Origin of the sequence: Spiroplasma floricola 23-6, from assembly GCF_002813555.1 — a bacterium.
Taxonomy (GTDB): domain Bacteria; phylum Bacillota_I; class Bacilli_A; order Mycoplasmatales; family Mycoplasmataceae; genus Spiroplasma_A; species Spiroplasma_A floricola.
In genome coordinates, this window is the sequence record NZ_CP025057.1 from 786,360 (window position 1) to 809,820 (window position 23,461).

A 23,461-nucleotide genomic window follows, 5' to 3' on the forward strand; every position below is an offset into this window, starting at 1 on the left:
CTTCAAAAATATAATCAATATAACCAAAATTGTATGCTAAACACAAAAAATATTTAGTTTTTGTTTCTAATTGTATTTCTTCTAAATATATTTTTTTCAAATTTTCTATTTGAGATAAAAAATATATAAAAGTATTATTAAAAATGCAGCTCTTATTAGGTAAAAGCGAACTGATCTTGTATTTCTTTTTCAAAAATATCACACTCCACAAACATAATTCATATTATTTTTAAAATAAAATATTCAATATTTTCCAAATTTATATTAGCATTCTTATAAACAATTATAGTTTCTTTTTCTGTTGTTTCTTTTAATAACAAGTTAGATAATAAATTTCTCAATTCCTTAATTATTTTAATATTTCTATCACTCAATTTTAAGTCAAAATTTTCTTGTTTTAATAATAAATAATTTTGATTTAAAAAATTTCTAATATCTTCAAATTCCACATTGCTTTTTTTTAGAAAATCCCTATATATTTTATAATCATTTGTCATTAAATTTCTTATTTGAATATTTATAAAAATTTTATCATCCTCATGAAAGCTGTTTATATCCATTTTTTCTTTATATTCTATAGTTTTATAATTAATTTTATCCTCAAAAATATCTTGATCAATTTTTGAAATTAATTCGTATATGATTTCTTGATTTTCTATTCACATTTTTTCTGTATGAACAGCATACCTAACAGAATGTCTTTCTTTTAGTTCTATTAATTTATCCATTGGAAATTTTTCAGGATTTATAGAATCAATGTTTTTATGACAGTTCTTACAAAGTAGAACTGCATTTTCTTCTTTATTGAGTTTATCTTCTCCATATCTAATAATAAAATCATCTTTATATTCACTTCTTGGCTCACCTTCTTTATTAGAAGAAGGTATTATATGAGCAATTTCACAATACTTGAAATTAAATAAGGAAATAAATGAGTTTTTCCATCTTTTTTTTGCATCAGTTTCCATAACAAGAACACAAAGACATATAGTACAAATGCCTTTATATTTTTTATAAACTTCTTTTTTAACTTTTTCACTAAAATCAAATAATCTGTTACTCATTTTAACCTCGTTTAAATAATCAACATTATTATTTTAACACTTTTAATTTTATAATAAATTATTAATAGATTTAAAATACATTTTAGAATTTAAAAATATTTTTAAAATAGTAATTATAAATTAAAAATCAAAGTTATCTGGATCTGGTCCATCTCTGTATTCTTTAATTGTTGCCAATAATTTCATATCTTCACTAGTTAACTCAAAATCATCTATTTGAATGTTTTCTACAACCCTTTTTGGTTTTGAAGATTTTGGAATAATAACATAGTCAAGTTGTAAAGCTCAACGCAAGCAAATTTGTGCTTCACTTTTATTATATTTTTTAGCCAATTGTTTGATTTGATCAATTTCAAAACATTTTCCTCTAATCATTGTTCCTCATGATTCAACAACAATATCATTTTCTTTACAAATATTTACTACTTCTAAATTTTGTAAAGCTGGATGTAGTTCAAATTGATTTATAACAGGTTTTATTTTACATACCTCTAATAATTCTTTAATATGGTGAGGTTGAAAATTGCTTACACCAATTGATTTAACTTTACCCTCTTCTACTGCTTCTTCTAAAGCTTTTCAACATTCAAGTCTGTGTTCAGTTGGTCAATGAATTAAAAGTAAATCAATATAAGTTAATTCCAATTCTTTTAAAATTTCATCAATTGCTTGTTTTGCAAGATCATAGCTGTGATGTGAATTTCATATTTTTGAAGTAATAAAAATATCTTCTCTTTTTACTTTACTTTCTTTAATAGCTCTTGCCACTACTTTATGATTGTTATAAATTGTTGCAGTATCAAGATGTTTATAGCCATTTTCTAGTGCTGCTTTAATAGATTCTAAAGTTTCTTTTTCATCTGTTAATTTGTAAGTTCCTAAACCTACTTGTGGGATTTCTAATCCATTGTTAAATTTTATTTTTCTTTCCAATACTTTATTCATACATTTTCTTCTCCTTTTATAAAGTAATTAAATTATACAACTTTATAAATAAAAAAAATGAAAGATTATTTTTTAAAATAATCTTTCATTTTTAAAATATATCACCATTTTTTGAAATTAAATCTTTATATCAAAAAAACGATTTTTTCTTATATCTTTTAAGTTCTTTTAAATCTTTTTCAGTTCTGTCAACAAATATAAAACCATATCGTTTTTTAAAACCTTGATGTGAAGAAACCACATCAATTGCACTTCAAGGATTATAAGCAATTACTTCTACTCCTTCAGAAATAGCTAATTGTAACTGTTCAATATGTTTTGAATAATACTCTATTCTTTGCATATCATTTACAGTATCATTTTCTAATTCTTCTGTTAAACCAATTCCATTTTCTGAAATCATTAAAGGTAAATTATATCTTTCATAAACTTCTCTAAGAGTTATTCTAAAACCAACTGGATCAGTGTTTCAACCATATTCAGTTTTTTCAAGTTTATCATTTTGTGCATAACTAAATAAACCATTAATATCAAACATTGTTTGTTGATCTATTTTTACTTGTTCAGATGTATTTTTAATATTTTCTTGAACAGTTCCAGAAGTATAATAGTTTATTGATAAAAAATCAGGTTTTCCTTTTTTTAATATTTCAAAGTCATCATTTAAAATTTCAGGCATTAAATCATTGTCAATAAAATATTTCTTAGCAATGGGATTGTAAATTCCTCTTACAATTGCATCTAAGTAATATCAATTTCTCATAACACTTGCATTTTGTGCTGCTAAATAATCTTCTGGTTTATTAGAATTGGGATAAATACATACATTATTTAAAGCTGGTCCAATCTTTGCATTACTATTATATTTTCTAAGCAATTCAACTGCTTTTGCTTGAGCTATAAACATGTGATGTGATTGTTGATATAATTCTTTTTCTGTTAAAGATGATTTTCCCCCATTTAACATAGCAACTTTATTGCCAATCATTATTATTACATTTTGTTCATTGAAAGTTATTCAGTATTTTACTTTTTGAGAAAAGTGTTTAAACAAAGTTTCAACATATTTTAAATAAGCATTAACTGTTAATTCTCTGTTACTTCACCCTCCTCTTTCACTTAAAGAAAGTGGCAAGTCAAAGTGGTATAAAGTTGGAATTGGCTCGATATCATTTTTAATTAATTCATCAATTAACTCTTCATAAAATTTAATTCCTTTTTCATTAATTTCTCCATCTCCATCAGGAATAATTCTTGATCAAGCAATTGAGAATCTAAATGATTTTATTCCCATTTCTTTAAGCAATTTTATATCATCTTTAAATTTATGATAAAAGTCAGATGCTACTTTAAAATCAGCAATTTGCTCTCCATATTTTTTAACATCTTGAATTGAAAGTCCTTTACCATCTTGATTGTAAGCTCCCTCTGCTTGAAAAGCAGAGATTGATGCTCCTCAAAGAAAATCTTTGGGAAATTTATTTTTCTTTAATAACATTTTTATTTAACCACCTTTAGTTTGATATCTTTTTTTAACAAACTTTGATTAACTTTATTTGTCAAGCCATAATTTATATCAAGAGAATGAATAGCATTGAAATATTGTCCATCAATATTTGTTAGATTAGAGAAGTTTAACTCTTTTGCAAGTTTTGCTGTATTTTGTGAAACTATTTTCATAAACTCATCTTGTTTATCATCAAATCATTTAGATTTATTTTTCACAATTACTTTATATTCTTCAATTTCTTTTGTTAATTCTTCTTTTTTATTATTTGATTTAAAATCTTCAAATTTTAAATATAGAATTTTTAAACTTTGAGGATTATCACTGTTTCTTAATTTTTTTAATTTGATAAGATAGTTGTTATATTTTTTCTCATATTTATTTTGATATTGTTCAAATTTTGCTTCTTTTTGATTTAAAATGATTATTTCTTTTTCAAGCTCTTTAATTCATTTTAAATCTTCTTTTTTAAGAAATTCATTTTGAGATTTTAAAACCTGTTCAAGTTTTAATTTAGCTTCTTTTTTAGAAATTTGTTTTCTAGATGCATAAGCACTTATTAATAATTTATTAATTTTATTAACTGTTTTTAATTCATCTGGTCTTTCTTGATAAATTAAAATGGTAGCTACAGCTCCCCCACCAAGAGCAACCAAAAGACAAAGGACAAACATAGCAACATTAGTTGCACCTCCAGGAATATAGCCTGTAATTGAGAAAATTCCATATCCTCCTGGAACGTGTAATTTTACACCAATTATTCCACTTAACATCCCCCCAATTGCAGCTCCTATATTTCCTGCTATAAAAGGTTTTTGTTTTGGTAAGTTTATACCATATAAAATGGGCTCTGACACTCCAATAAATCCTGCTGGCAGTGAAGCAATTGACATTGCTCGCAGTTTAGCATCTTTGGTTCTTATTATAATTCCAATTAAAGCTCCAACTTGTCCATAAACTCCATACATTAATCCAGGACTTAAAAGTTGAGGTATTCCTTGTTGAACTTGTAAACTAATTGGCATTGCAATTGCAATGTGAATTCCCAAAACAACAGCTGGTTGTCATACAAATGCAAAGATTGCAACTCCAATTCCAAATGGGATTAAACCAATTTGATTAACTACATAACCTATTCCATATTCAAATAGTCCTAATATTGGTCCCACCAAAAAGAATGTTCCTACAACTACTATTAAAAATGCTAGAGTATGTCTAAAAATTATATCAACCATTGAAGGCATTCATGTTTTAATTCATTTGTCCAATCAATAATAAGCAATCATTGCAGCAATACAAGGTAAAATTGTATTTGCATATGCTTTAATTCCAATTGCCACATCACCAATTTTAAATCATTCTCAAATTGGTTGACCATTTTGAAATAAATAAGGATTGGCAATTACTAAACAAATTAGCAATCCCATTTGTGAGTTACCACCTAAATATCTTATTGTGTTATAACCAACAAATAGACCTAAAAATTTAAAAGCAACATCAGTAATTATGAAGAAAAACTGACTGAAATGATCTATATCATTTAAAGATACTCCAAATCCTGGTTTTGTCAATACATTTGCTTGAATCAAAATACTTTGAACAGCCATTAACATACCTATTCCAATAAAGATTGGTAAGTTAGGTACCATTACTCCTGCAAGTGAAGCCATGATTCTTTCTTTAATTGGTTTTTTTACTTTTATTTCATTTTTATCTTCATTAATTTTTTGATCAATATTTTGAAAGGCTGTAAAAACTTTTTGAACTTCTCCTCCAATTATAATTTGAAGTTCTTCACCATTTCAATGTGTTCCTTTAACTAAAGCAATTTTTTCAATTGCTTTTAAATCTACTTTAGATTTATTTTTTACAATAAGTCTAAAACGAGTCATACAATTATAATATTTTGAATAATTTGCAGAAGTACCTACATTTTTATAAATTTCTTCTGCTGTTTTTTCATATTTGTTAATTGAAAATAGAGCATCAATATTTTTTAAAATATCAACTTCTTGATCTAATTCAAAATAACCTATTTCATCTCCTTGTTTAACTTTTGTTAAACCTTCTTTTAATTTTAACTTTCACTTTTCATTTACATCTTCTTGTATAACAATTGGTGTTGAAATAGCTAAATTATTTTCTTTAATTAACTTTAAATCTACTTCTACAATTTTGTCTTTTAATGAAATCTCTTCATTAATTTTTGAAATAAATTTAAAAGGTTTTCCTTTTAAATTTACAGTATCAAGTCCAATATGTATAAGAACATTAGGACCATCTTGTGCTTTTACAAAAAAAGCATGTTTTGTTTCAAAAATTAAGTTTATTGTGCTTTTTTCAAAGGGTGAATAAAATACATTTGAACTAGGTTCAATATAAATTCCTTCTCCAAGCATTTTTTCACTAAACACGCCATCATTAAGTTTTTCTATTGGAAAAACCATACCATCACATGGTGCATAGAGTTTTATTTTTTCCATTTCTTCCTCCTCATTTAAATAATAAAGACTAAGAAAAAATATATAAAGAGATTATTGTTCTAATTCATTTAGATTAATTTTTTTCAAGTAAATTAATTGCTTCATGAAAATAAGCAATAATATAGCTCATTGCTATATTCCTGTATATATAATTGTGTGGTTTTTGATTAATATCTAAAACAATTTTAGTATCGTAAAAATCAAATTTATATTTTTGAGAATTAGAACAAAATATAAAGATATTTTTATTTATTTTAGATATTTTTTTATATATTTGAAACAATACATCATTATCTTGACCTGCAAAGAAAAATATAATTGAATCTTTTGAATTAGTATTTTTTATATATTCATAAAATAAATAATTATTTAAAAATAAAGTTGAATCAATGTTATTAAACTTAAAAATCTCATTTAAAAGTTCTGTTTGAACTCTTAGTTGATTTGAAGAGAGTATAAAAACTCTAGTTTTTAAGATTTTGTTAAAAATATTGTCAATATCGCTTTTATTAAAATTAAATAAATCAACTAAATTCTCTTCTTGAGAAATAGTTTCTCTATTATTTGCAGGTTTAATTTGTTCTAATCTTTCAAATTTTAAAAGTGATATCAATTCTCTATATCCTTTAAGATCTAATTTTTTTGCAAATACTGTTAAAAGAGATTCGCTAACATGAATATCTTGTGCTAATTCTTTAACTGATAGAAAATTATCTTCTAAATACATTTGAACTAATTTTTTAGCTATCAAATAATCTGTATTTTCATTTTTACTATTAGAAATTGCTGTTATTTTATCAAAAATCATTTTTCTCTTCTCATATCTATTTTTTAATTATTTTAAAACAATTTAATTATAATCAAATATTAATATAAAGATATAAAAACAAAAAAATCAGTGCATTTTAATGCACTGATTTAAATCTTTTAGTCAAAGAATCCTAATCCGTTAGCAACTTTTTTTGATAACTTTTCATCTAACTTGTATTCTTCATTGTTTGTAAGTTTTATAAATACTTGAGTTTGACTTTTAATATTTACACTAACAATATGATCTGTTAATATTTTAACAACACCATCTTCTTTGCGAATAGTTAGATAATTTTCTTCTAACAAATCAGGAAATTTTCTGTCGAAAAAGAACTTTTCTTCATTTCGATTTTTCATTTTTATATCTCTACTTTACTCCTTTAAAAAAATTATATACCTTTCATAAGAAAATCACATAAAAGTTTTAAAAATTTTATTTAAAATATTCATTTTTTAAAATGCCTTATTCATACTTCTAATCATTAAATTTTTTTACAATAGATTCATCAAATAATTTAAAAATATTAATTTCCTCATTATTTATCTATTTTTAATTTTATATAAAATAAGATTATTAATTTCTATCTTTAAAATTTAGCTAATAGATGCTTTTATAAAAACAGTATTTTATAGATTATTTAATGTAGTTATATTTTTGTTTCTAACATAATCTCTTTAAAAAATTTATGTAAACTTGAAAAGTTTACATTTTTTTATTTCTTTGTATTTAATATGCAAAACAATTTAACATATTTAAGTTTATTAATTATTCTTTTTATTCAATTCCTTAATATAAAATACTTAAGTCCTCTAATTCAATTTTAAGACCTCTTAATGCTAATTGTGAATGTCTTTCATTATATAATATTGATATCATTTTATATTTATCTTTTTTTGTTGAATAATGAATTTTCTTATGACAATTAGGACATAATGCTACATAATTTTCAATAACTTCTATTGAGTTTTTAAAATCCTCACTATAACCATGTGGAATTAAATGATGAATTTCAATATAATTTTCATTTGTAGTCTCTGATATAAAGTATTTACAATTATTATTATTTTCAAAATAGCACTTATTATTATAATAATTTCTAGCTATAGATTTCATTTTATTAAATTCTGTACGATCTTTTCTAGATATTTTTACATACTTAATTTCTGCTTTTTCAATTGGCATTATAACAAGTTCCTGATTATTAATATTTTTATAATCAATAAAATTTACAATAGATGTAAAATCTGAAAATAATTCAATAACTGATTCATTATATTCATTTAAAAAAGAGTCTCTTTCTAAAAAATTTATAATATATTTATAATCATTTTTCTTAAATATACTATATAAAGTTTTTACTGTTTCTTCAAGATTTAAATTTTCAAGAAAATTGATAATAAAATTATAAATAAAAAGTTCATCTTTAAATGTCTTTATAGTATAAACTCCTCCAGATTTCAATTTTTGGTCTAGAATCTCATTAATTTTTAGTAAATCTTCGGTTTCTAAATAATTAAAATTTCTCATAATTTCAGAAGTTAAATCAGAGAAATTAGAAAAATTCCAAAGCATAAATTCTAAACTTCTTACTTTTGAATTATTTTTTTTGGTATATACTTCATAAAATAAATTACTAATTTTTTTATTAAAAATTTGAAATTCTTCAACACTTAAATTATTTTTAAAAACCTGAATTTTTTTTAAAATTTTTACAAAAAGTTTCTCATTATTTGCCATCATAAAATATAGTGTATATATTTTAGAGTCAAAATCTTTAAAATTTGAGTTTTGTTCAATTTTCAACAGTTCATTTTCATAAAAAATAGAATTTTTAGTGATAATCTCAAAATCATTTTCTTTTTTAGTTAAATTGTACTCTTTTCATTTTTTAATTGATTGTTTATGTTTATCTTGACCTGAACGTTGTTTTGGTCAATCTTTTACCTTTATATTTTGCAAAGTCTTTATTGTATCTATATTATGTTTAATGGATTCTAAAACTCTAAAGTTAGTTGAAAATATATTTGATATTAAAGAAAGATTACTTGTTATCTTTGATGAAGTTCAAAATTCGCTTTTATCTTTAATAAATTCTTTATAATATTTATCTATTACTACGTTTGCAGACATATAAAATCTCCTTATGATCTATAAAATTTGTTTTACCACTATTAAATGACTTATATGGTTTTTCATAAATTTCTACTTTTCCATATTCTTCAAAAATTTCAATAATATCCTGTTCTGTAATTTTATTATTTGAAGCTGTTGAAGATGCATTATAAGTATTATTATACGACATTAATATCACTTTACTTTTACTTGAATTGATTAATTCTTTTAAAAAGTGTTTTGCCTTTGATCTTGAATATTCACTTTTTAAATGATCTCTCAAAAATTTCATCGATTTACCTTGAAATTCAGTTGGTTTATTTCAAATTGCTATATTTTCTAATACATGATAAAAGTTTATATATTGTCTTGCATTGTAAGGTGGATCTAAATAAAGAATAGAGTTTTCTTGATTTAAATTCTTTATTAATAAATTTGCATCCATATTAAAAGGAGTAATTTTTGAACTATATTTTTGAACAAATAAAGTTTTTAACTCTAAATTTTTATCAAAATGCTGGTTATTTAAAAAAGATTCATAATGTCCAACAGTATTTGCTATTTTATCTGCACCAAACATAAGACTTGTAATTAAATAATATTTTTCATCTTCATTTATTATTTTACTTTTAAATTTTTTTTCAATATCTTCTCTTATTTCTCCAATTTTAAAAGCTTCAGTTTTACTAAAGTACCTATTTCCATAAATTTCACTAATATAATTATCAAATAAGTATTCATATTTTTTGTTATTATATTTATCAATAATATTAGATAATTTTTCTTGATCAATGTTATCAAAACTATTAAATGCTCTATAAATTACATAATTATGAAATAAATTATCATTTAAAATTGTATTATATCCTTTTTCTGCAAAATAAAAGCCAACAGCTCCTGTACCAGCAAAAATATCAATAAATTCAGTATTTATATTCATTTCCTTTTCAATTGTTTCAAAAATTCAACTAGTTAATTTATTTTTATTACCAATATATCTCCTATTATTATATTTCAAAATTCATCACCAACACTTCTTTATCTAACGTATATCTATTTTTTTTATTATAGCTACTTGAAATGTAATTTTTTTCAATTTCTTTAACTATTAAATTATTTCTTTTAATAAATTTTTTTAATTCAATATTAATTTTATCTCCTCTTTTAAGAATATTTGAAATTATAATTTTTTTATTATTGGCTAATATTTTTTTTTCAATAAAAGCATAAAATTCAATTTCAGTATTAATATCTCATTCCTTATTATAAGTTGCTTCTGTTAACAAATATGGAGGATCAATATAAACTATATCTGAATCTAAAATCTTTTGATTAAGTCTTTCATCTCTAAAATCGAAATTATTTATATCTATTTTCATATTATTTGTCTTTAATTTGAAATTTTCAATTCTCTTAAATGTGGCTTTATTAAAATCAGTTTTACCTACAGGAATATTATAATTACCAATAGAATTAAATCTAATTTCTCCATTAAAACCATAGATCTTTAGAACAAACAAAATAATAATTGCTTCTTCTGTAAATTTATCATTTAAAGAATTGTAGTAACTTCTTAACTTATTAAAAGATACAATATTTAATTCCTTTAATCCATTATTAGAAGTATTTTTTAGTTTACTTTTGTAAAATGAATAACTATTTCTAAAAGAATTTGTTAAATCAAATTTATGTATTACATTTTCTATATCTGAAACAATTTTATCCAATTTATTTTTAATTAAATACTTTAATATTTCAATAATGCTCTTATTTAAATCATTAATTATAATTTTTTTATTTCTCGAATTTATTCCCACAACAGAACTACCACAAAAAAGATCTAAAATAACTTCATCATTTTTTATGTAATTATAAATTATATTCAATATTTGAAACTTATTTCCAGCATAACTCAAAGGACTTTTAATAAACATATATACTCCTATAACTATTATAGTATAACATCTTTGTTTTAAAAATTAATTTAGTTACTTAATATTTACTATTAATATTTTTAAAAATAAAACGAGATTTTTACCTCGTTTTACTATTATTTTCCTAAATTTTAATCTTTCATTTATGAATTTCTATTTCCCTTTTAAATTTCTTTTCTTCTTTTTCTCTTTTTCTTATCTTACTTTAACTTCTAAAAACATTTTATCTAGTGAGCTTAATTCTTTTTGCAATTTTTCTTTTCTTTTTAACTATTATATTTGTTTCTACATATTATAAAAAAACCCTTTTATTAGTTCTGTATATAACTAAACTATTAACTAACATAGAAAAAGAATAATTATAGTATTAATTAATTTAATATATTTGCATAATTGAGTTTAAATCATAACTTTTAATATTAAATAAATCAATATTAAAAGATATATTTTTGATTTTATTATCATATTCTTTGATATATGGTATTTCTTTAATATTAATAAACTTTATTTTTATTTCTTCTTCTGAAAATCTTATAAGATTTCTTTTATCATGATTTTCTTTGAAATCTGTAAAAAATTCTTTCATCCCTAATGCTAATGAAGGAATAGATAAATATCAATCAATTAAATCAATTAAGGTTTTTCCACCTTTTCTTACCTCCGAAATTTTTATTGCAGCAAAATAATCATTAATATTTTCATTTATTTGATGATTTTTCAAAGAAAAAAGATCTTCATCACTTGTAGTAGTTTTAACTTCTATATTTATTTTTTTATTATTATGTGTATTAATTTCAAAATCAGTTTTAGATTCAAATTTTTTAAAATTATTGTACTCTTCTATATGATATCCTTCTAAAAATTCTTTTAAATATTCTCCACTATTTTTTAATATTAATAATTCTCCTATTAAACCTATTTGAATTTTTTTCTTAATTTTAAAGACTAATCCAAATATTGTTTCCAAATTAACTACAGTATCAAAAATTGTTTGAGATAAATCATCTATATTAGAAATAGTTTTAAATACTAAATCTACAAAGTATTTTTCCATTTTAGGTTGTAAAATTAATACTTCTGCATCACAGTCTTCATGTCCTTCAACATCGATATTCATTGTTTGACTAGGAAATCCAGAAAGTTTTTCATCTCCTTCAATACCATTGGAAATTGATTTTATTGATGGATAATATGAAAAGTTAGGCTTTTTTAAACTTTTTATATTTTTTGGTAAATTTACATTTTTATAAATTGGTTTTAAAATAAAATATGTGCTTGACTCAGGTAAAAGAAATAAAGAATATTCTCCTATATCTTTAATTGCTATAACATTTAGTTTTTCCATTGTTTTCTCCTAATTTGTTCATCTTAAAGAGAATTTTTTAAACTCCTCTTTAATATCTTCTGATTTTTTATCATTATGAATAGAATCTTCTTTGTACATTTTTCTCAATTTATTTTCAATAATTTCAATATCTTTATAAAAACTAATTGCTTTTTTTGAAGTAAATATATTCATATCTTTTATATAAGAACTTCTATATCCAAATCATCTAGCTCTTTGGAGTAATGTATCAGCAGTTAATTCATTAGAGTTTGAGTGATTTAACATAATTTCAAATAATAATTCTTCAAAAGTAAATCCTCTTGACAATAAATTACCTCCAATAATTATTTCAGGACATTTTTCTCTTAAGTACTCTATTCCTTCTCTTACTTCTTTAATCTTCAACTTATTAATAATTTTTATTAAATCTGACTTAGTAGTTTTCATTGAAAAAGTATCATTAAAATCACTTGACATTAAAGCAATAGATAAATCACTTACTGCATCTCTAAAAATTTTTTCTAATCATATAATATGATTTTTACCAACATCAATATTTATAAGAAACTGAAAATTTCTATTATATTGGATACACTTATTAAGAAATTTCAAAATAACTTCTTTTATAAAATATTTTAATTCATTTGATAACATCTTATTTTTAAAACTAAAGACAATTTGATCTTTGAGCTCTACATATAAATTATTATTATTAAAAATTTTTAGTCCACAATATGAATTTGGAGATACAAGGGGTATTAAAAAATCAGGTTTAATTCAATCAGTATAATGTGTTATATTTGCATAAGGTGTAGCAGTAATTTGAAAATATAACACATTTTTAAAGCCACAGTTAATAATATTTTCAATATTATTATTTATTGATCTATTTTTTTTACCTTTCTCAGAAGAAGCTTCATCACATTCATCATCAATAATAACTATTTTAAATTCAGATTTTTGATTCTGAGTCATTTCCTCTAAATTTATTAATATATTTTTTATATTTTGTTTTATGCCATATAAAAACTCTGTTTTATTATCATTTTGAAAAAAATTACTTTTATTTGAAAAAGGCAAAAAACGACTTTTTTGATTTGCTTGTTTAAATCTATTTATATTTTGCTTATTAAGATTATTTTTAGTTCCAGTCAAAATAATAAATTTTTTAAAATCATTATCCCTTAAAAAAGAAGTTAAAAATATAATATTATTTGTTTTACCAGATTGTACCTCACCCAGTAGAAGAAATTTTTGTATTTTTTTTTCATAAGAAAGTTTTTCACTTATATTCTTTAAATTTACTTCTATAACATCATCAATAGTATTTTGACCATAAGTTTTATTTTCTCTTATAAATTTTTCTCTAAGTTCTAAGTAATTCGCTCCTTTAGAAAAATCATTATAATTCTTTTTTTTAGCTAAACTTATTTGTATTCTACTCACCTTCAATACCCTCAATCAATTCTTTAAATCTTTTATTTTTTTCTTGATTAGTTTTATATTTAATCAATTCACACATAAGTAGTTTTATTAATGGATTAAATAATATTGAAAAATGTTCATCTTTTAGATTATTTTTAAATCCATAGAATTCTTTGTTAAGAACAATAACAAATAATATTGAGTTATCTTCACAAGGTAAAGCTCTTGTTTTAAATAACTTATGTTTATTTCCAAATTGACCTTCTGGATGGCAAACTATTTTAAAAGCACTTTCTTCTTTTTCATTTACAACTATAAAACCATTTCTAAATCTTTCACCATCTGTATCATTTATTTTTAATTCTTCTGTAATTACAGAATGATTCTCTAAAATTTTATTTTTATTAATTTCATTTGCGAATCTATCAATTTCTTGTTGAAACAGCTTATCTTCAAGAAGCTGATCATTTTTATAAAAAATAATATCCAATATTTTATCAAAAAGTGGAGACAGATAATTTTTAAAAATGTCTGATAAAGTTTTTTCAATATCCTCTTTAACTGTTCCATGAAATCCCATTTTATTATTATCCACTCTAAATATTTTCTTATTATTAAGGTCAATTTCGCCAATAAATCTTTTAGTTACTTTATAACTACTATCACTTAGGGCTTTTGGATAAGAAAGTCATGTTAAATTACTCTTTTCAGAATTTGGACCTGAAATAATAGCTCTATCATCTTGATAAACTGTTAAACCATTATATTTTAGTAAACTACTATTATTACCTATAAAACCAAAAGTGAAGGGTATCCTTTCATTTTCATAATAGTTATAGGGTAATCTAAAAAAAGTTTTAAATTTAAGTTCTTCTTGATTTTCAAATTTTTCAATTATCATTCCATAGGTTATATCTTCTAAACCCTCAATTACATTGTTTCAAGAATCTGCAAATGCATTTTTAATTTCTTTCATTGATTTAATATAAAATTTTGATTTATTAATATTAATTTTTTCCTTATCAGATACTTTAAACTCATAATCCTGTCTTTCTTTGGAATTTTTTATATACATATCAGGTATTTTTGATTTTGTTATTTCAACAGGAACTTTATTTGGCATTTCTTCATCACCATCTTCATTAATATAACTCATATTTATAGATAAAAAGTTTTTCTTTATATATCTTGAATATCTACAAGCTAACTGTTCTTCTAAAGCTTTACCCTCGTTTTTAGTACCTTTATTAAACATTCTTTTTTCATATCTTTCTGAGTGAACAGTATCTATATGAAATTTATCTATTTTTATAATTGTTCCATGATCATAATTGAATTGTATACCAGATTCCTTTTTAATGTTTATATCCTTAGTATCATAAAAATTAAAATTTTTTCCCTTTAATTTGTCTATATCAAGATTTATCATATATGGAAAATCATCTTCAATACTTTTCGTAAAAATTCTTAATCTTTTACCAAATCATATTGCTGCCATTTTCATTCCAACTCCAAACATATTTAAAGAGTTTCCTTGTTCACTTTCATCTTTTCCATTTCTAATTGCAATACTTCTATTTTTATAAGCAATACCAGCTGCATTATCAATTATATAAATTGCCTTTTCTAACATGTTAACAATTATTTTAACTTCAACATATTCAAAATTATTATCTATTGCACTTTGAATTGAATTATCTATAAATTCAGAAATCATATATATATGACTTGTTGTTTTATCAATGTAACCAAGAAATTCTCTATTCGTTCTTGGTATTTCATTTTCATTTATTTTACTCATTTAATTGTACCCCTTTATTTGCTCAAACAATCCACTAATCTTTTCATCAAGATACCTATCATTTTCTAATGCTTCCATTACTATTTTAAAAATTTCTTTTATTTTATTTATTTCCTCATCTGAAATAATCTCAATTTTATATTTCTTCATCGCTTTTTTTAATTTAAGAATTTCTATAAGTAGTTCTTTTCTATAGTCTAATGTATATGGACCTAAACCAACTATTGATAATTTATCATTATCTAAGTTTTTGTCTAATTTAATTACAAAATTGAATAATGGTATTTCTCCCTCTACATAAGGATTTATTTTACGTTGATCAACTTTTTTTCGATATTCTGATTCACTAATTATTTTAAAAACTTTTTTATTATATTTTAATTTTGTAAAATCTTCGTTAATTTCACCAAATATAATCTCTTCTCTTCCCTCTTTTTTTGGTAAATAATAAATTCCATTTTTAAACTTTAAATCCATATATCTATATTTAACTAAGGTTACAATTTTTTTATTTTTCATAATTCTTAAGGAACCATGATATCTATTTTTTAGTAAATCTCTTTCTTTCATTAATTTTTCTCTAAAACTCATAAGTGGTTGTAGTCAATCTTGACCTGAATTTATAAAACCCTGAAGTGATTTGTCTTGAGTAACAACAGGACAAAGTCAACAACCTCATCTAGAATTTCCACAACCCTTTTGCAATTTATCATCTAAACTCGATGGACATTCTCCTGTTCCCACCGATGAATCTTCATAAAGAATAGATAATTTATCATTATTTTTTTTAAAAAAATTAATATTGCTTTCAGCTAAATATTTTCATATATCATAAAGTTGAAATTCTTCAATTGGTGAGAATATATATTTTCCATTAGTATTATTAATTCTCAAATCTGAATCTTCAATTTTGGTTTTATCCATTTTTATATCTCTACTTAAAGATTCTCCTTTACGAACACCTAAAACAGTAAGTATTTCTTTTTTACTTTTTTTAGATATTTCTTCCATATAATCATTCATAGGTTTAATTTTTAATCTATCAGTACATCATCTAAAACTTTGATTAGGTAGTGGATATCCTCTACCTATTAAATTTACTCAAAAAGTCTCATTAATATCTGGTGTAACTTTAAATACTTCCACAGGTAGTTGTTTTTCATCTGCATAAGTTTGCAAAATTTCTAGTGAATTATTTAATTGTTCCAATACAATTGGGTTTTCAATTAAAGTATCAGAACTAACAATATAAATTTTATTTTTTAATTTTGTTTTTATCTCTGTTAATGATTCTAATATTATTTGAACTAATACTGATGAATCTTTTCCACCAGAAAAACCAATCATTCAATCATAATTACATTCTCTATAAACTTTTTTTATTTTTTCTTTTACTATCTTAACTTTTTTAAGATATATATCTTCTCTGTTCATTTTAATAACCCTTATTAGTTTTTTTATTATTATACCTATCATAGTATGCAATTGCAAAAATATTTTTATTTATATTTTTCATATACAATTCCTCTTTCTTTTCTAAAGAATAGAATAAAACTGATCTTATTCATACTAAACTAAGATTATTTATTGATAAACTTAATATTTTTTTCATTTTCCTCCTTTTATAAAAGCTATTAAAATACAAATAAACAATTCAAATTGATATCAATGATTATATAAAAAAAAAAAAAAAATCAAGTTTATTGATTTTATTCTATTAAGGAATGTTCCCCCCCCCATTTAGGCAACAATTTTTATACAATAATAGAAAAGGATAAAGTATATGGCAAAAAAAGGACAAAAGTTTAGAAAGTGAACTCAAGAAGAAAAAGAAAAAATTATTGAATTAAGTTTGAATGGTTATTCTCTAAAGGAAATAGCATTAAAATTTAACTCAACTACAGGATCAATTGGAACAATAATAAACAAATACAAAAATACAGATATTGGTGATTCAAAAACTCGTTTACCTTATAAAATAGATTACAGTATATCTCAAAAGGCAAATGATCTGTTTGTAGGAATTCTATTTGATTACAATAAGGAATTAATTAAGGAGAATGATATTTTAAAAAAGCAATGAGCCTCCAAGGCCAAAACCAAAAAGAAATAGTTCAACAATTATTGATAAATACCAAGAGCAATAGAACAATGATTTGTAAAATTTTAAATATTAATAGAACATCAACATATAAAAAAAATAAAACTTTAATGAATTTCCTGGATGATACAAGAATTATGAATTTAGTTATTTCAGAAATTGAAAGGAATAATTTCCTTAGTGCTTATAGTGCTAAAAGATGAGCCCTATATTTTAAATTAAATTATATTGACCCTTTCAGAATTAATCATAAAAAATTAGAACGTATATTTAAAAAATTTAATCATATTGCATATTACATTAAGAAACAATCTAAACATGAGATTAAAAGATATAACGAAACTATTAGAAAGAATTATTTAAAAGAAGCAAAAGAAATTGGTTTTGAAAATATTTGAACTAGTGATATAACTGAATTTTCAGTTAAAACAAAAAAAGGTTATATTTGCACAGTTCAAGATAATTTAACTGGAGAAATAATAGGAAAATCTAAAAGAATTGATAATCAAAAAACAGATTTTGTTCTTGAAGCTGTAGAAATGGCATATAAAAATAAAAAATATTTAGGTTCAATATTATTACATTCAGATAATGGAAATCAATATACCTCTCTGGATTACATAAGTTTATGTAATGATTTACAAATTATTAGAAGCTATTCAAAACCAGGAACACCTCATCATAATGGTAAACATGAAAGTTTTCATGGTCGTTTAAAAGATGAAACTATAAGAACATGTCATATTGAAAACATTAATCAATGTATGGAAATAGCATGAGCATGATTGGACTTTTATAATAATGATAGAATTAGAATGAATAAAAAATGATAAAAAAAAAAAAAAAACGTTCCCAATTTGGGGGGAACGTTGTAAATCCTACTCACTTAAATTTTTTAAAAAATTAATAATATTTAAATGGAGATTTCTATATATTTTAACCAATTATTATAACAATACACTTTGTTTTATATTGAATAACTCCTGCACTTTTATGTTTATATTCAAATTCAATTTCAATTGGATTTGAAAAATCAGTATTTTTTACTATACTTTCAATAAGATTTGCATCTAAATCATTTTCTGCAAATGCAACATATAATCTATAATCATAATCAAATCTCTCTTCATCTTGATTTTCATACATTCATTTAGCTAAAATTTCAGGATTGTTTTTTAAATACTCCTTTGGATTTACAATATTTAAATCTTCAATTAACTTATTTCCAAGAGATTTTGAAACTTTTTGATCAAACATAGTTCCATCTATAAAAAAATCTACAGATTTATTATGTAATAATAGTAGTATTTTTTAATATAACCCTCTTTAATTAGATTATTAGTATTTTCCAAAACTCTTTGCCTTTTGTTTATTGCATTTTGGATGCATTGGTTGAAGGTTATTTATAAAATTATCCTCGTAATTTTCATTTATATGATCTATATCTCAACTATATTTTTTATCTGGTTGTACTCCTTGATATTGTGCTTTTAACATTAAAGAACCACAAAGTGGACATGGTGCTTCTTGACTAAAATCTCATTTTTCTTTATCTAATTTTTGAAAATATTTAAACATTTTATTACTAATATAATCTTTTCATATTATATTTCTATCTTCTTTACTTCAAGTTCCTCTTTTATCTGCCATATTTTTTACCCCTTTATAATAATATTTTAATACTAAATTTAACTATTTGAGTAAACTTTTTAGTGATTTTTATTTATAAACTAAGTATTTTGTTTTAATTCACAAAGTAGACATTATAAACAGGAAAAAATAAATTCTTCATTTTCAAAAAATGAGAGATAGAGTTTTTTTATGTCAAAAAAGATAATTATTAATCAATGAATTAAAGTAATTAAAATTAGAAAAAATGAGAATACAAAGAAACCCATAAATACTATTTAAGCATTAATAATTCAAATATATCTTATAAAAATTTTTTAAGTTTATATAAATAAAAAATAGGCCTTTTGCCTATTAATTTTAATTTTATATGTTACATACTATTTTTTTCAAAAAATAAATAAAAACAATAACTACTATTGAGCAGATAATATTTCAATAATTTCTTTTATTTTTGGGGATTTTATATTATCTTCTCCAAATAATTTAATTTGATCATTTCATTCTTTACTATTTATACTTATAAGATTTTTTTTAACATTATTTAAATCTATTTTTTCAGAGTTAGCAGCTCATATATCCAATTCTTTATTACTAATTACTATATTTTCATTATTTTTTAATGTTTTTTTCATGATAACTCCCCCCACTTATGTTAAAAACTAAAATAATTAACATAAGTTAATAATATACTATTTTTTTTAATATTATCAATTAAATTAGTTGTTTTATACATCAAGTATTCTTTTGACATTCATATTTGATAATTTACATTTATTGTAACATTCTCCAAAATGAATAATTTAATTTCTTCTAAAATTTCATTTTCTCTTTCTGATTCAAAACTTGCAACATGAACCATAAAATTCTTTACTCTTTCAACTAATTCTGCTTTATCTATTTTTAACAAATAGTTTTTTCAAGTATCTATTTGCACTATCTTTGCAATAATTATCATATTCAACAAATATCACTTCATAGCTTTTAAAGATTCTTCAAATTCTTGTAAAAACTGCTTAAATTGAAATTCCCACAGTATAACCAAAAAAAGTAGAGTTAAATACCTCTACTCACTTTAATTATTTAAAAAATAACAAATTGAGAGCCTCCAATATTATAGTTTCTATCGAATTTAATTTTAACCTTTACTACTCCAAATAAATTTAAAATCATATAATCATAAGTTTTTAAAGATTTACTTGATGAATATAAACTATCAACAAAAACAAAACCATCATTTAGAACTTCATTTTCTTGAAAAACAAATTTAATAGGTTTTTGTATTTCTTGATCAAACTCTTTTGTCATATTAAAAGAAAAATAGATATTTTCTTCTTTAAAAGAGTTACTTGATAAATTAAACTTATTTAAGTGCTTTTCTTTATTTTTATAATAACTATTATTAAAGTTTAATAATGTATTGTTAACATCTCTTACACTTCTTATTTGAGTATTATTTGTAGGTTTTCAAATCTCATATTTATAAAATCATAAATCAAATAATCATTTTCTTTGAGAATGACTTTCTTCTTCTTTTGGCATATAAAGTTCTTTGTAAACATTAAATAACTCTAAACAAAATTCACTAAGACTTTGATTATGTTCATCATTTATTCCATTAATTGAATAAGAAATAGCTAATTTAAAATCAGGTAATTCATGATTATAAAAAGACTCATCTTTTCCAATTTTTATACTAGGTCCAATAAATTCAACATATCCCATAGCTACTCCAAGATCATAGTTTTTTGTTTTTTGATATTCATAAATTTCACTTTGATTTAAAAAAGAGGTTAAAAAACTATTTTGAGCAATTTTATAATTGCTTCTTATTTTGCTTCAATTAGCTCTATTAAATTGAGTATCTAGAAAAAATTTATTTAATTCTTCATTATTATTTAAAAGCATTTTTCTTGTCATTTCATATTCTTTTGTATTTGATAAGTCAAAACTTTTAATATCTTCATCGCTTTCATAAAAATTATTTACAATTAAATAGTTTTTATTTTCTTTTGCAAAGTTATTAGTTTTATAGATACTTTTTTTATTATAACTAATATCTATTGATGGAAATTGAGCTTTAAAATATTTATCATTAATTGTTTTTAGCAAAGAGTTATGAAAACTTTCATTTTCATTATAATATTTTTTTAATTGAGAATTTGAGTTTACATAAGCTTTAGAATCACTGCTATTGTTCTTTATATCACTTCATTTCAAATTTACATACTTTTGTGTTTCTTGTGAAATAAACATATCTTTGGCAATATTTTTATACATTACATCTCCAACTTCTTTAAATGACTTACTATCTGTTGAAGTATATTTTAAAGTTCCTGATTTTTTAAACTTTTCTATATTATTCATTCCCATATATTGAGTTACAACTTTATAATCAACTATTACATTTCCTATGTAACTTCCAGGAGCTATTTCTCCTGAATTAATTTGAAAATTATTGTTAAAAACCAACTCTACATGTTCAAAAACTGAACTAACTTCATCAAGAATTATTTTATATTTAGTTACTTTTTTAAGAGCATCTATCTTTTCTCTTAATAATTTTGCATTAAAAAGCTTTTCAATATCATTTGTTAGCTGTTTTTTATTTTCAATTGTTAACTTATCTTTATTTTCAGGTTTAGAGAATTTTTGAATATTGTACTTATTTAAAAACTCATTGTCCTCTTCCATACTTTCAACACCAATTAAGTTACCTAGAACTTCTTTTTCATAATGCTTTGTTCATATTTTCTCTACATCTTTTTGAAAATCTTGAACTATTTGAGTAATGTCTTTTTTTGATTGATTATTATTTTTTGTTTCTTTTGTACCACATGCAATTACACTAACAGATGATGATGAAACAACTCCAATTGTTGCCAATACACTTAATAATTTTTTCATTTTTCCTCCACTTTAAAGAACGATAAAAGCAATTCAAATTGATACATATGATTATAAAAAAAAAAAAAAAAAGTCAAATTTAAGTGTATAAAAACTAAATAGAATGTTCCCCCCATTTAGGCAACAATTTTTATACAATAATAGAAAAGGATAAAGTATATGGCAAAAAAAGGACAAAAGTTTAGAAAGTGAACTCAAGAAGAAAAAGAAAAAATTATTGAATTAAGTTTGAATGGTTATTCTCTAAAGGAAATAGCATTAAAATTTAACTCAACTACAGGATCAATTGGAACAATAATAAACAAATACAAAAATACAGATATTGGTGATTCAAAAACTCGTTTACCTTATAAAATAGATTACAGTATATCTCAAAAGGCAAATGATCTGTTTGTAGGAATTCTATTTGATTACAATAAGGAATTAATTAAGGAGAATGATATTTTAAAAAAGCAATGAGCCTCCAAGGCCAAAACCAAAAAGAAATAGTTCAACAATTATTGATAAATACCAAGAGCAATAGAACAATGATTTGTAAAATTTTAAATATTAATAGAACATCAACATATAAAAAAAATAAAACTTTAATGAATTTCCTGGATGATACAAGAATTATGAATTTAGTTATTTCAGAAATTGAAAGGAATAATTTCCTTAGTGCTTATAGTGCTAAAAGATGAGCCCTATATTTTAAATTAAATTATATTGACCCTTTCAGAATTAATCATAAAAAATTAGAACGTATATTTAAAAAATTTAATCATATTGCATATTACATTAAGAAACAATCTAAACATGAGATTAAAAGATATAACGAAACTATTAGAAAGAATTATTTAAAAGAAGCAAAAGAAATTGGTTTTGAAAATATTTGAACTAGTGATATAACTGAATTTTCAGTTAAAACAAAAAAAGGTTATATTTGCACAGTTCAAGATAATTTAACTGGAGAAATAATAGGAAAATCTAAAAGAATTGATAATCAAAAAACAGATTTTGTTCTTGAAGCTGTAGAAATGGCATATAAAAATAAAAAATATTTAGGTTCAATATTATTACATTCAGATAATGGAAATCAATATACCTCTCTGGATTACATAAGTTTATGTAATGATTTACAAATTATTAGAAGCTATTCAAAACCAGGAACACCTCATCATAATGGTAAACATGAAAGTTTTCATGGTCGTTTAAAAGATGAAACTATAAGAACATGTCATATTGAAAACATTAATCAATGTATGGAAATAGCATGAGCATGATTGGACTTTTATAATAATGATAGAATTAGAATGAATAAAAAATGATAAAAAAAAAAAAAAAAACGTTCCCAATTTGGGGGGAACGTTGATAGAGTCAAAAAAATAGGCCAAAAAAGCCTATTTATAACTTTAATTTCTTAAAATTTACTTTAA

General features: G+C 22.4%; 23 protein-coding genes. 4 read left to right on the forward strand and 19 right to left on the reverse strand.

Going from position 1 to position 23,461, the window contains the following annotated elements; translation table 4 throughout:
- Positions 1-155: 155 nt before the first annotated feature.
- The 14 genes from SFLOR_RS03485 to SFLOR_RS05875 form a co-directional block, all read right to left on the reverse strand.
- A complete protein-coding gene (locus SFLOR_RS03485) occupies positions 156-1,064 on the reverse strand; it encodes an HNH endonuclease signature motif containing protein (RefSeq protein WP_100916706.1) in 909 nt (302 codons plus the stop codon).
- Between the two features lie 120 nt (positions 1,065-1,184).
- Entirely contained in the window at positions 1,185-2,009 is an 825-nt protein-coding gene (locus SFLOR_RS03490) for an aldo/keto reductase (RefSeq protein WP_100916707.1), read from the reverse strand.
- Positions 2,010-2,100: 91 nt separating this feature from the next.
- Positions 2,101-3,507, reverse strand: coding sequence for a glycoside hydrolase family 1 protein (locus SFLOR_RS03495; protein ID WP_100916708.1), 1,407 nt, complete (start codon positions 3,505-3,507; stop codon positions 2,101-2,103).
- A 2-nt stretch (positions 3,508-3,509) separates the two neighbouring features.
- Entirely contained in the window at positions 3,510-5,999 is a 2,490-nt protein-coding gene (locus SFLOR_RS03500) for a glucose PTS transporter subunit IIA (RefSeq protein ID WP_100916709.1), read from the reverse strand.
- Positions 6,000-6,072: 73 nt separating this feature from the next.
- A complete protein-coding gene (locus SFLOR_RS03505) occupies positions 6,073-6,807 on the reverse strand; it encodes a MurR/RpiR family transcriptional regulator (protein ID WP_100916710.1) in 735 nt (244 codons plus the stop codon).
- Positions 6,808-6,926: 119 nt separating this feature from the next.
- Positions 6,927-7,166 carry a hypothetical protein gene (locus tag SFLOR_RS03510; RefSeq protein WP_100916711.1) on the reverse strand — a complete coding sequence of 80 codons (240 nt, stop codon included), beginning with the start codon at positions 7,164-7,166 and terminating at the stop codon, positions 6,927-6,929.
- Between the two features lie 430 nt (positions 7,167-7,596).
- Positions 7,597-8,940: an HNH endonuclease signature motif containing protein gene (locus SFLOR_RS03515; RefSeq protein ID WP_100916712.1), complete on the reverse strand. Its 1,344-nt coding sequence runs from the start codon at positions 8,938-8,940 to the stop codon at positions 7,597-7,599.
- Positions 8,915-9,940 carry a DNA adenine methylase gene (locus tag SFLOR_RS03520; protein ID WP_100916713.1) on the reverse strand — a complete coding sequence of 342 codons (1,026 nt, stop codon included), beginning with the start codon at positions 9,938-9,940 and terminating at the stop codon, positions 8,915-8,917. The genes SFLOR_RS03515 and SFLOR_RS03520 overlap by 26 nt, the downstream gene beginning before the upstream one ends.
- Complete coding sequence (locus SFLOR_RS03525) at positions 9,930-10,856, reverse strand: DNA adenine methylase (protein WP_100916714.1); 927 nt, start codon at positions 10,854-10,856, stop codon at positions 9,930-9,932. Before SFLOR_RS03525 ends, SFLOR_RS03520 begins: the two co-directional genes overlap by 11 nt.
- Positions 10,857-11,232: 376 nt before the next feature.
- A complete protein-coding gene (locus SFLOR_RS03530; RefSeq protein ID WP_100916715.1) occupies positions 11,233-12,201 on the reverse strand; it encodes a hypothetical protein in 969 nt (322 codons plus the stop codon).
- A gap of 9 nt (positions 12,202-12,210) precedes the next feature.
- Positions 12,211-13,629 (reverse strand): Z1 domain-containing protein, encoded by a 1,419-nt coding sequence (locus tag SFLOR_RS03535; protein ID WP_157806945.1) that lies wholly within the window; start codon positions 13,627-13,629, stop codon positions 12,211-12,213.
- Complete coding sequence (locus SFLOR_RS03540; protein ID WP_100916717.1) at positions 13,622-15,409, reverse strand: ATP-binding protein; 1,788 nt, start codon at positions 15,407-15,409, stop codon at positions 13,622-13,624. The genes SFLOR_RS03535 and SFLOR_RS03540 overlap by 8 nt, the downstream gene beginning before the upstream one ends.
- Positions 15,410-16,843, reverse strand: coding sequence for a DNA phosphorothioation system sulfurtransferase DndC (dndC, locus tag SFLOR_RS03545; RefSeq protein WP_100916718.1), 1,434 nt, complete (start codon positions 16,841-16,843; stop codon positions 15,410-15,412).
- Position 16,844: 1 nt separating this feature from the next.
- Positions 16,845-17,021, reverse strand: coding sequence for a hypothetical protein (locus SFLOR_RS05875; protein WP_157806946.1), 177 nt, complete (start codon positions 17,019-17,021; stop codon positions 16,845-16,847).
- Positions 17,022-17,192: 171 nt separating this feature from the next.
- On the opposite strand from SFLOR_RS05875, the gene SFLOR_RS03550 reads away from it, so the two are divergent.
- Complete coding sequence (locus SFLOR_RS03550; RefSeq protein ID WP_100916301.1) at positions 17,193-17,522, forward strand: hypothetical protein; 330 nt, start codon at positions 17,193-17,195, stop codon at positions 17,520-17,522.
- Positions 17,489-18,343, forward strand: a complete 855-nt coding sequence (locus SFLOR_RS03555) for a DDE-type integrase/transposase/recombinase (RefSeq protein ID WP_100916333.1) — start codon at positions 17,489-17,491, stop codon at positions 18,341-18,343. The genes SFLOR_RS03550 and SFLOR_RS03555 overlap by 34 nt, the downstream gene beginning before the upstream one ends.
- Positions 18,344-18,446: 103 nt before the next feature.
- Here the strand turns inward: SFLOR_RS03555 and SFLOR_RS03560 are convergent, their stop codons facing one another.
- From SFLOR_RS03560 to SFLOR_RS03580, 5 genes are all read right to left on the reverse strand, one after another.
- A complete protein-coding gene (locus tag SFLOR_RS03560) occupies positions 18,447-18,767 on the reverse strand; it encodes a hypothetical protein (protein ID WP_100916719.1) in 321 nt (106 codons plus the stop codon).
- 81 nt (positions 18,768-18,848) lie between these two features.
- Complete coding sequence (locus SFLOR_RS03565; protein ID WP_100916720.1) at positions 18,849-19,160, reverse strand: HNH endonuclease signature motif containing protein; 312 nt, start codon at positions 19,158-19,160, stop codon at positions 18,849-18,851.
- A 395-nt stretch (positions 19,161-19,555) separates the two neighbouring features.
- Positions 19,556-19,774 (reverse strand): hypothetical protein, encoded by a 219-nt coding sequence (locus SFLOR_RS03570; protein ID WP_100916721.1) that lies wholly within the window; start codon positions 19,772-19,774, stop codon positions 19,556-19,558.
- Between the two features lie 20 nt (positions 19,775-19,794).
- Positions 19,795-20,097 carry a hypothetical protein gene (locus tag SFLOR_RS03575; protein ID WP_100916722.1) on the reverse strand — a complete coding sequence of 101 codons (303 nt, stop codon included), beginning with the start codon at positions 20,095-20,097 and terminating at the stop codon, positions 19,795-19,797.
- Positions 20,098-20,222: 125 nt separating this feature from the next.
- Positions 20,223-22,046, reverse strand: a complete 1,824-nt coding sequence (locus tag SFLOR_RS03580) for a lipoprotein (RefSeq protein WP_100916723.1) — start codon at positions 22,044-22,046, stop codon at positions 20,223-20,225.
- A gap of 159 nt (positions 22,047-22,205) precedes the next feature.
- Here SFLOR_RS03580 and SFLOR_RS03585 point away from each other — a divergent pair, with 159 nt between their 5' ends.
- Together SFLOR_RS03585 and SFLOR_RS03590 are read left to right on the forward strand one after the other, a co-directional pair.
- Entirely contained in the window at positions 22,206-22,535 is a 330-nt protein-coding gene (locus SFLOR_RS03585; protein WP_100916301.1) for a hypothetical protein, read from the forward strand.
- Positions 22,502-23,356: a DDE-type integrase/transposase/recombinase gene (locus SFLOR_RS03590; RefSeq protein ID WP_100916333.1), complete on the forward strand. Its 855-nt coding sequence runs from the start codon at positions 22,502-22,504 to the stop codon at positions 23,354-23,356. Before SFLOR_RS03585 ends, SFLOR_RS03590 begins: the two co-directional genes overlap by 34 nt.
- Positions 23,357-23,461 lie beyond the last annotated feature (105 nt).